At 60.5% G+C, this 9,072-nt stretch carries 8 protein-coding genes; 5 read left to right on the top strand and 3 right to left on the bottom strand.

The features are described from left to right. Window positions 1–102: 102 nt before the first annotated feature. Window positions 103–720 (bottom strand): bifunctional phosphoserine phosphatase/homoserine phosphotransferase ThrH, encoded by a 618-nt coding sequence (gene thrH, locus PMI24_RS27895; protein WP_007960139.1) that lies wholly within the window; start codon window positions 718–720, stop codon window positions 103–105. 163 nt (window positions 721–883) lie between these two features. Here thrH and PMI24_RS27890 point away from each other — a divergent pair, with 163 nt between their 5' ends. The 3 genes from PMI24_RS27890 to PMI24_RS27880 all read left to right on the top strand — a co-directional run bounded on the left by PMI24_RS27890 (window position 884) and on the right by PMI24_RS27880 (window position 4,447). Further along, window positions 884–1,618 (top strand): phosphoadenylyl-sulfate reductase, encoded by a 735-nt coding sequence (locus PMI24_RS27890; RefSeq protein WP_007960132.1) that lies wholly within the window; start codon window positions 884–886, stop codon window positions 1,616–1,618. A gap of 501 nt (window positions 1,619–2,119) precedes the next feature. Continuing rightward, window positions 2,120–3,664 carry an NCS1 family nucleobase:cation symporter-1 gene (locus tag PMI24_RS27885; protein WP_007960129.1) on the top strand — a complete coding sequence of 515 codons (1,545 nt, stop codon included), beginning with the start codon at window positions 2,120–2,122 and terminating at the stop codon, window positions 3,662–3,664. Between the two features lie 54 nt (window positions 3,665–3,718). Beyond that, complete coding sequence (locus tag PMI24_RS27880) at window positions 3,719–4,447, top strand: aspartate/glutamate racemase family protein (RefSeq protein WP_007960127.1); 729 nt, start codon at window positions 3,719–3,721, stop codon at window positions 4,445–4,447. Here PMI24_RS27880 and PMI24_RS27875 read toward each other — a convergent pair. After that, the gene (locus PMI24_RS27875) at window positions 4,416–5,357 is read right to left on the bottom strand and encodes a LysR family transcriptional regulator (protein WP_007960125.1); all 942 of its coding nucleotides are present in this window, start codon (window positions 5,355–5,357) and stop codon (window positions 4,416–4,418) included. The genes PMI24_RS27880 and PMI24_RS27875 overlap by 32 nt on opposite strands. A gap of 125 nt (window positions 5,358–5,482) precedes the next feature. On the opposite strand from PMI24_RS27875, the gene PMI24_RS27870 reads away from it, so the two are divergent. Beyond that, on the top strand, window positions 5,483–6,229 hold the full coding sequence (locus PMI24_RS27870; RefSeq protein WP_007960121.1) for a 3-oxoacyl-ACP reductase family protein: 747 nt from the start codon (window positions 5,483–5,485) through the stop codon (window positions 6,227–6,229). A 75-nt stretch (window positions 6,230–6,304) separates the two neighbouring features. Here PMI24_RS27870 and PMI24_RS27865 read toward each other — a convergent pair whose 3' ends face one another. Then, window positions 6,305–7,000, bottom strand: coding sequence for an HAD-IA family hydrolase (locus PMI24_RS27865; protein WP_007960113.1), 696 nt, complete (start codon window positions 6,998–7,000; stop codon window positions 6,305–6,307). A gap of 249 nt (window positions 7,001–7,249) precedes the next feature. Here PMI24_RS27865 and PMI24_RS27860 point away from each other — a divergent pair. Continuing rightward, a partial coding sequence (locus PMI24_RS27860) for a DUF6531 domain-containing protein (protein WP_007960111.1) occupies window positions 7,250–9,072 on the top strand: 1,823 nt, incomplete at its 3' end.

Here is a 9,072-nt window from a genome sequence, read left to right as displayed (position 1 = left end):
TCCGCGTGGGAATGCCTCAATGGACGCTCCGCGTCCGATCTTGGGACGCAGAGCGTCCCGGGCTGCATTCCCACGCAGAGCGTGGGAACGATCATCAGGTGATTACAGGGACAGGTCGCGGTTCGAGGCTTTGAGAAACTCCTGCTTCAACTCTGCAAACGTATGCACCGCCGGAAACTGCGGAAACTCGCGGATCACGTTATCCGGCGCATGGAACAGAATCCCCGCATCCGCTTCGCCCAGCATGCTGGTGTCGTTGTAGGAATCCCCCGCCGCAATCACCCGGTAATACAGGCTCTTGAAGGCCAGGACCGACTGACGTTTCGGATCTTTCTGACGCAACTGGTAACTGGTCACCCGCCCGGTGTCATCGGTAATCAGTCGATGGCAAAGCAAGGTCGGAAAGCCCAGCTGACGCATCAGCGGCTGGGAAAACTCGTAGAACGTGTCCGACAGAATCACCACCTGAAACCGCTCGCGCAGCCAGTTGACGAACTCCACCGCGCCGTCCAGCGGCTTGAGGGTGGCGATCACTTCCTGGATGTCCGAAAGCTTCAAGCCATGCTCGTCGAGGATGCGCAGGCGCTGTTTCATCAGCACGTCGTAGTCGGGAATGTCCCGGGTGGTGGCCTTGAGCGATTCGATTCCGGTTTTTTCGGCGAAGGCGATCCAGATTTCCGGCACCAGCACCCCTTCAAGATCAAGACAGGCGATTTCCACAAGACACTCCCGTTTGTAATGTTTATTGAGTCGAGCGAGCCCGAACTCTAGCGGCTCGACCTGGAGCGCGCAACGCAGAGGCTGCCCCGGCGGGCGTTGCTTTTTGTTAACATCGCCGCCATATAGAGCGCCCAGCGCCACCGACCTGTAGGAAGCCGCCCTGATGAGCCCAACGTTCGACGTCGTGGAACTCGCCACGACCTATGCCAACAAATCCGCGCAGGACATCCTCAAACTCGCGTTCGCCGAGTTCGGCGATGACCTGTGGATATCTTTCAGCGGCGCCGAGGATGTGGTGCTGGTGGACATGGCCTGGAAGCTGAACAAGAACGTCAAGGTGTTCAGTCTCGACACCGGTCGTCTGCATCCGGAAACCTACCGCTTCATCGACCAGGTGCGCGAGCACTACAAGATCGACATCGAACTGGTCTCGCCGGATTACACGAAACTTGAACCGTTCGTGAAGGAAAAAGGCCTGTTCAGCTTCTACAAGGACGGTCACGGCGAATGCTGCGGGATCCGCAAGATCGAGCCGCTGCGCCGCAAGCTGTCCGGCGTCAAAGCCTGGGCCACCGGCCAGCGCCGCGACCAGAGCCCAGGCACCCGCAGCGCCGTGGCGGTGATGGAAATCGATACAGCGTTCTCCACCCCGGAGCGCACCCTGTACAAGTTCAACCCGCTGGCGCAGATGACCAGCGAGGAAATATGGGGCTACATCCGCATGCTGGAGCTGCCGTACAACAGCCTGCATGAGCGCGGTTTCATCAGCATCGGCTGCGAACCCTGCACCCGCCCTGTCCTGCCGAACCAGCACGAACGCGAAGGCCGCTGGTGGTGGGAAGAAGCGACCCAGAAAGAATGCGGGTTGCATGCCGGGAATATCATCAGCAAGGCATAACCCCTGATGCCCCGTGGGAGCAAGTCAGCTCCCACAGTGTTCGCTACCTACCTTGAAAAATGTGTACACACGAATGTCACCATCGGTGCCATTTATGTGTGCACTTTCTGTTTCTGCGCCCTGAAAAGTTACATCAAGCTCCAAAAACACTCCCTCCCGGCGTCCGCCAAAATCCCTCCCGAAAAATAAATACCTGTTCGAACGGTCAATTTATATCGCCAGTAATTCAATGACTTGGCGCGCCTCAATAACTTTTCGAAATCAGCGGTGGTTTTCATAGATCGGCGGCTGGCACAGATCTGGCTTTAGTGCATACATGTTTTGTATACAAAACCGCAAAACATGAACCCACACTTTCGATCCGCAAGCCTGAAGCGCCCTATCCCGTACAGGCTGCAGATGCCCCGTAACCAGTGATGTTTTCACCGCCCCGACGAAGATCTGCCGAGCCCGAACGCTCATGCACAGTCATCGTGGCCCGAACATCAGGAGCCTGCCGGAATGCGTACGAGTCTCTCCAATAACAACATCGCGCTGAATCTGCCCGCCTCTTCACCCCTCGACCACAGCGTGCCCGATGATGGCATCGCCGAACCGTTGCAACTGAGCCCGCGTCTGCACAACAGCGATCTCGCGCCGACCAAGGTCGAAGGACGGCGCTGGGGCAAGTACAGCATCTTTGCCCTGTGGACCAACGATGTGCACAACATCGCCAACTACTCGTTTGCGATCGGTCTGTACGCCCTGGGCCTGGGTGGCTGGCAGATTCTGCTGTCGCTGGGGATCGGCGCGGCACTGGTGTATTTCTTCATGAACCTGTCCGGTTACATGGGGCAGAAAACCGGCGTGCCGTTTCCGGTGATCAGCCGGATCAGTTTCGGCATTCACGGGGCACAGATTCCTGCATTGATCCGGGCGGTGATCGCCATCGCCTGGTTCGGGATTCAGACGTACCTGGCGTCGGTGGTGTTTCGCGTGCTGCTCACGGCGATCCATCCCGGTTTCGCCGACTACGATCACAACTCGATCCTCGGCCTGTCGAGCCTGGGCTGGGTGTGTTTCGTGGCGATCTGGTTCGTGCAACTGGCGATCCTCGCCTACGGCATGGAAATGGTCCGCCGCTACGAAGCCTTCGCCGGGCCGGTGATTCTACTGACCGTCGCCTGCCTCGCCGCGTGGATGTACACCCAGGCCAACGCGACCATCGCCTGGTCAATCCGCGAACCGCTGACCGGCGGCGAGATGTGGCGCAACATCTTTGCCGGCGGCGCCTTGTGGCTGGCGATCTACGGCACGCTAATCCTCAATTTCTGCGATTTCGCCCGCTCTTCACCGTGCCGCAAGACGATCAAGATCGGAAACTTCTGGGGCCTGCCGGTCAATATTCTGGTGTTCGCCGGGATCACCGTCCTGCTGTGCGGTGCGCAATTTCAGATCAACAACCGGATCATCGAAAGCCCGACCGAGATCATCGCCTCGATCCCCAACACGTTCTTTCTGGTGCTCGGTTGCCTGGCGTTCCTGATCGTCACCGTGGCGGTGAACATCATGGCCAACTTCGTCGCCCCGGCCTTCGTACTCAGCAACCTGGCGCCGAAATACCTGACCTTCCGCCGCGCCGGGCTGATCAGCGCAACGATTGCGGTGCTGATCCTGCCGTGGAACCTCTACAACAGCCCGCTGGTGATCGTGTACTTCCTGTCCGGCCTCGGCGCCCTGCTCGGCCCGTTGTACGGCGTGATCATGGTCGACTACTGGCTGATCCGCAAAGGCCGGATCCACGTGCCGCAGCTGTACAGCGAAAACCCGAACGGCGCGTATTACTACAGCCGCGGGGTCAATCTGCGGGCGGTGGCGGCGTTCATTCCGGCCGCGCTGATCGCGATCGTTCTGGCGCTGGTGCCGGGCTTCCACAGCGTTTCGCCCTTCTCCTGGCTGATCGGCGCCGGCATTGCCGGGATGCTCTACCTGATCATCGCCAAACGCCAGCCGCACTACGCCGATGTCGACGGTGAAGCCATCGCCGTCGACAACGTCAGCCACTGAATCTTTTGGCGGCCCTTCGCGGGGCCGCAGAACCAACCGTAATAAGGACTTCCCATGCGAATTCTCGTGGTCAACGTCAACACCACCGAATCCATCACCCAGGCCATCGCCCGCTCGGCGCAGGCCGTCGCCTCCCCCGGCACCGAGATTGTCGGCCTGACGCCGCACTTTGGCGCCGATTCCGTCGAGGGCAATTTCGAAAGTTATCTGGCCGCCATCGCCGTGATGGACCGGGTGATGTCCTACGACCAACCGTTCGACGCAGTAATCCAGGCCGGTTACGGCGAACACGGTCGTGAAGGTTTGCAGGAGTTGCTCAACGTGCCAGTGGTGGACATCACCGATGCGGCGGCCAGCACCGCGATGTTCCTCGGCCACGCCTATTCGGTGGTTACCACGCTGGATCGCACCGTGCCGTTGATCGAGGATCGGCTGAAACTCTCCGGTCTTTGGGATCGCTGCGCCTCGGTGCGCGCCAGTGGTCTGGCGGTTCTGGAACTGGAACATGAACCGCAGCGCGCTCTGGAAGCCATCGTGCATCAGGCGGAACTGGCGGTGACTCAGGATAAAGCCGAAGTGATCTGCCTCGGTTGCGGCGGCATGGCCGGGCTCGACGAGAAGATCCGTCAGCGCACCGGAGTGCCGGTGATCGATGGCGTCACCGCCGCTGTGACCATCGCTGAATCGCTGGTGCGACTGGGCCTGTCGACGTCCAAGGTGCGGACTTACGCAACGCCACGGCCGAAAACCATCATCGGCTGGCCAGCACGTTTTGCGCGTTGAAACGTTCGGCGAGGCCCAGGGCTGAAAACTGCTCGATGACAAAATCGACGAACGCTCGAGTCTTGCCCGGCAGCAGTTTGTGTTCGGCGTAATAGATGGAGATGTTGCCGTCGTCGACGTACCAGTCGGGAAGGACTCGCTGCAAAGTCCCCGCCTCAAGGTAGCCGACCGCGAACGGCATGCTCACCAGTGCAATCCCCAACCCCTGCGCCGCCGTGGCGCAGGCGGCTTCTGAATCGCTCATGGTCATTCGTGCCTTGAGCGTCAGCGGGCTGTGTTGCCGGGTGCGATGCGTCAACTGCCAGGAGCGCACGCGACCGGTCTGTGGTGAGCGGATCAGGATGCCGTCGTGCAGCTTGAGGTCGTCCGGCTCGCTGATCGGCGCGTACCGATCCAGATAATCCGCAGAAGCCACCAACACCCGATGCGCCGGCGTCAGCCTGCGCGCCACCACGCCCAGGGGCAGCTCGAAACCACCGCCAATCGCTGCATCGAAACCCTGGCCGATCAGATCGACCTGGCGGTTATCGAAGTGCCAGTCCGGGTTGATCGCCGGAAACCTTGTCAGGAATTCCCCCAGCAACGGCACGATGTACAAGCGGCCGAACACCGTGCCCATGCTGACTTTCAGCGTACCGGCCGGTTGGCCACCGGCGCTGGCCAGATTGTTCACCGCATTCTGGATGGTGGTGAGACTGCCGCTGACCTCACTCAGAAACAGTTGCCCCGCTTCCGTCAGGGTCAATCTTCGGGTGCTACGCTGGAACAGCCTCACGCCGAGGCGCGCTTCCAGTTTCGCCACACTCTTACCCACGGCGGCCGGTGTCAGGCTCAGGCGTCGCGCAGCCTCGGCAAAGCTGCCGACTTCGGCGCTACGCACGAAGCATTCGATACTGCTGAAGGTTTCCATGGCCGCCACTCTAAACTTTTGGTTTACACAGACTATAGCAACCACGGTCTACCCGCCTATTGGCGAGGGGCAGATACTCGACACCACACCAAGGCAGCCTGCCTTGAAACTTCTGGAGATCGAACATGACCACTCAACACCTCAGCGGTAAAGTCGCTCTGATTCAAGGCGGCTCTCGCGGCATCGGTGCCGCCATCGTCAAACGCCTGGCCGCTGAAGGCGCCGCGGTTGCCTTTACCTACGTCAGCTCGGCCGCCAAGGCTGAAGAACTGCAAAACAGCATCACCGCCACCGGCGGCAAAGCCCTGGCGATCAAGGCTGACAGCGCCGACGCCGGCGCCATTCGCCACGCCGTAAGCGCCACTGTCGAAACCTTTGGCCGCCTCGACATTCTGGTCAACAACGCCGGCGTGCTGGCCGTCGCGCCGCTGGAAGACTTCAAACTGGAAGACTTCGACCAGACCCTGGCAATCAACGTGCGCAGCGTGTTCATCGCCAGCCAGGAAGCCGCCAAACACATGGGTGAAGGCTCGCGCATCATCAACATCGGCAGCACCAACGCCGACCGCATGCCCTTCGCCGGAGGCGGCGTGTATGCGATGAGCAAATCCGCACTGGTCGGCCTGACCAAAGGCCTGGCCCGCGACCTCGGCCCACGCGGCATCACCATCAACAACGTGCAGCCCGGCCCGGTCGACACCGATATGAATCCGGCTCATGGCGAGTTCGCCGACAGCCTGATCCCGCTGATGGCGGTGGGTCGTTACGGTAAAGCCGAGGAAATCGCCAGCTTCGTTGCCTACCTCGCCAGCCCCGAGGCCGGTTACATCACTGGTGCCAGCCTGACCATCGACGGTGGTTTCGGCGCCTGATTGATCGGATAGTCGATAACGAAAAACGCCGCCCCTCCTTAATAGAGGGGCGGCGTTTTTTTGTTCGCAATTTGATCAGGCCCAGTCGAGCGCCGGCAATCCGCATGCACTCGGCGTGAACGCTTTCAACGTACGAAGAATCCCGTCGGCGTGTGCATATTTTTCATCGGCCATGGCGGCATCGGGAATGGCGATGGCGGTCATGCCGGCCGCTTTCGCCGCCGTCACACCAAATGGCGAGTCTTCGAACACCAGGCAATCTTCCGGCGCCACACCGAGACGGCGAGCGGCGGTGAGGAAAATATCCGGCGCTGGTTTGGCTGCGCCAACTTCAGGATCATCAGCCGTGACGATGAAGTCGAACAACGCGAACCAGTCGCGGTGCAACGTGGTTTTCTGACCGAACGACTGACGGGACGAACTGGTGCCGACCGCAATCGGAATGTTGTGCGCCTTGAGGTGGCGGATCAGTTCCTCGGCGCCCGGCATCGCTTGCGCAGTGGGAAAACGCTCGCGCATCAGCGGCTCGCGGATCACCAGAAATTCTTCGGCAGTGATCGGCAGGTCCAGCGCTTCAACCACATAACGCGCCAGATCGCCGGCGCCACGGCCGATGATGTTCTGCTTGATGCTCCAGTCGAAAGTGCGGCCGTAACGCTCGGCAATCAGCGAGGTGACCTCGGTGTAGATGCCCTCGGTGTCCAGCAGCAAACCGTCCATATCGAAAATCACGGCCTTGATCGGGCCGAACGCCTTCAGCGGTGCATTCATCATCGGATCCGTTATCAAAGACATCCCGGGCGGCGCGGGTAGCGCCGCTGCTTGGATCTGATTAAAGGGTTCAGCAGCATAACGAGCGCGGCCAAGGTTGAGCAACGGGCAATGTCGGTTGTCCGCCGAACGCCCTCCCGCACATTTAGAGAATCGCCCTACAGACATCGCCTACTCGGCTGACTTCTTTCCTGTTTGATCCCCCGCAAAGTTTCGCGCCATTCCCCTGATGCGCGCGAGTGACTGCGAATGCTTCCATCTGACCAACTCCTGAAACTGAACAACAGCATTGGTTTGCTGGTGGTCGCTGCGCTGAACCCTGATCAGCCCGACGTCGAAAAGCTGTTTAAGGAGTTTCGCCTCTGTCTCAACAACTATGACGCCTGGGCCGAGCAGTTCTGGACGGGCACCGCGCTGGGTGTCGAGCAAGTGTTCCAGGTCGGCAACGATGTCCGGCTCAGTGCGCCGGTCGCCAGCCGCAAACCCATCAGTTCCTCTGTCGCCATGTGTTCCGCTACCGGCTCCCTGACGCTGGTGCACATGTTCGAAGCCGCGCGGTTTGTGCCGATCGGCGACACGCCGGTGATCCTTGAACCGGTCATTTCCGATGTCGACGGTGTTTTGGGTTTCGGCGATCCACTGCGTTACACCATCGGCCCCAGCGGCATTCTCAAGGTCGACGATTGCGACCGGGGCCAGCGTTATCGCATCACCTTCTTTCCCGATGTTTCCACCGACCACGTTAAAGCCTTGTATGCCTCCTACCAGGGCTTGATCGATGGTCTGGAGAAATGGCTGCGTGCGGAATGGACCGAGCTCCACCCGCAATGGACCGAGTTTTCCAGTGCCGGCTTCCTGGAGCGTTTCGGCCAACTGCAAGAGGGTGACTGGCACGGCTTCGAATCCGCGCTGAATGGCGTCTGGGATGACGTGAAGCAGCTGTTTGCCCTGCTCGCCGATTTGCAGGCCAACAGCGAAAAGCTTCTGCAGTACCTGTCCAGCGCTGAACTGGATGCCTTGCTCGAGGCGTCCAGCGAAGCCATTGCCAATGGCCTGCTGATGCTCGGCGATGAGCCGTTGCTGTTCATTTATCTGGCGGCCTTTACCAGTTGGCTGAAGATGTTGCCGCCGCAGTATCTCGCCGAGGTAGTGGCTGAGGTTCGGGCCGAGCTGCTGGTCAGTTTTCTGCTGATGTGTGTGTCAGGTGGCATGGGTGTGCCGCTGCGGTTGAGCACCAAGGTACTGGGCAAGATCAAGTCGCCGCGTGCGCGGGAATGGCTGGCGGCTTCGGCGTTGCGGCTGGCAGCGGTGACCTCGGCGCCTGACCTGACCCGGCATGCGAGCGCTTTGAAACCGTTGATGGTCAATGCGCGGCAGGCACCGTTGCGGCCGACACCGGCCATTCCGCTGGAGATTCACACAGTGGATGCGCTGGTGCTGACGGTGCCTAATCCAGCTGCCGTTGTCCGTGACAAGTCCCAAGGCATGACGCGAATGGAGCGGCATGAGCCTCGGGATGATGCTTCGGATCAGGCGAAAAATCCCAACGGTGATAGTGCCGATTGTGCGCCGCTGACCTGTACCAATGGGTGTCCGGTGTCGATGGTCACTGGTGAGGAATTGCTGACCCTGACTGACGGCGTGCTCGACGGGCTGTTGCCGTTCGAGTTCAGCCGGTTGTACCGCACCAGCGCGGCCGAGATCGATGTCGGGCTGGGGTTTGGCTGGAGTCACTCGCTGGCGCATCGGCTGGAGGTTGATGGCGCTTCGGTGGTCTGGGTGGATCACGAGAACCGGCGGACGCGGTTTCCGTTGCCGAGCGTTGAGCGGCCGGCGATCCACAACAGTTTGTCGCGGGCGGCGATCTTTTTGGGGGATGAGCCGGAGGAGTTGATTGTTGCGCTGGCGGGGGACGCGGCGCGGTTTTATCACTTTCGGGCTGGGCGTCTGACGGCTGTCAGCGATGCGTATGGCAATCGTCTGACGGTGCATCGGGATCTTTCCGACCGGATTCAGCGGCTGGATAACGGGGCTGGCCGTTCGCTGCTGTTGCGCTATGAGCGGGCGCATCT

The organism is Pseudomonas sp. GM25 (genome assembly GCF_000282255.1).
Taxonomy (GTDB): Bacteria; Pseudomonadota; Gammaproteobacteria; order Pseudomonadales; family Pseudomonadaceae; genus Aquipseudomonas; species Aquipseudomonas aphyarum.
Note: the sequence above shows the minus strand (reverse complement) of the source record. Positions and strands in the feature narration are given on the sequence as shown.

Excerpts from the sequence above, each read along its gene's own strand:
- PMI24_RS27880 (WP_007960127.1), top strand. The coding sequence starts at position 3,719 with ATGCGAATTCTCGTGGTCAACGTCAACACCACCGAATCCATCACCCAG.
- PMI24_RS27870 (WP_007960121.1), top strand. The coding sequence starts at position 5,483 with ATGACCACTCAACACCTCAGCGGTAAAGTCGCTCTGATTCAAGGCGGC.
- PMI24_RS27890 (WP_007960132.1), top strand. The coding sequence starts at position 884 with ATGAGCCCAACGTTCGACGTCGTGGAACTCGCCACGACCTATGCCAAC.
- PMI24_RS27865 (WP_007960113.1), bottom strand. The coding sequence starts at position 7,000 with ATGAATGCACCGCTGAAGGCGTTCGGCCCGATCAAGGCCGTGATTTTC.
- PMI24_RS27875 (WP_007960125.1), bottom strand. The coding sequence starts at position 5,357 with ATGGAAACCTTCAGCAGTATCGAATGCTTCGTGCGTAGCGCCGAAGTC.
- PMI24_RS27885 (WP_007960129.1), top strand. The coding sequence starts at position 2,120 with ATGCGTACGAGTCTCTCCAATAACAACATCGCGCTGAATCTGCCCGCC.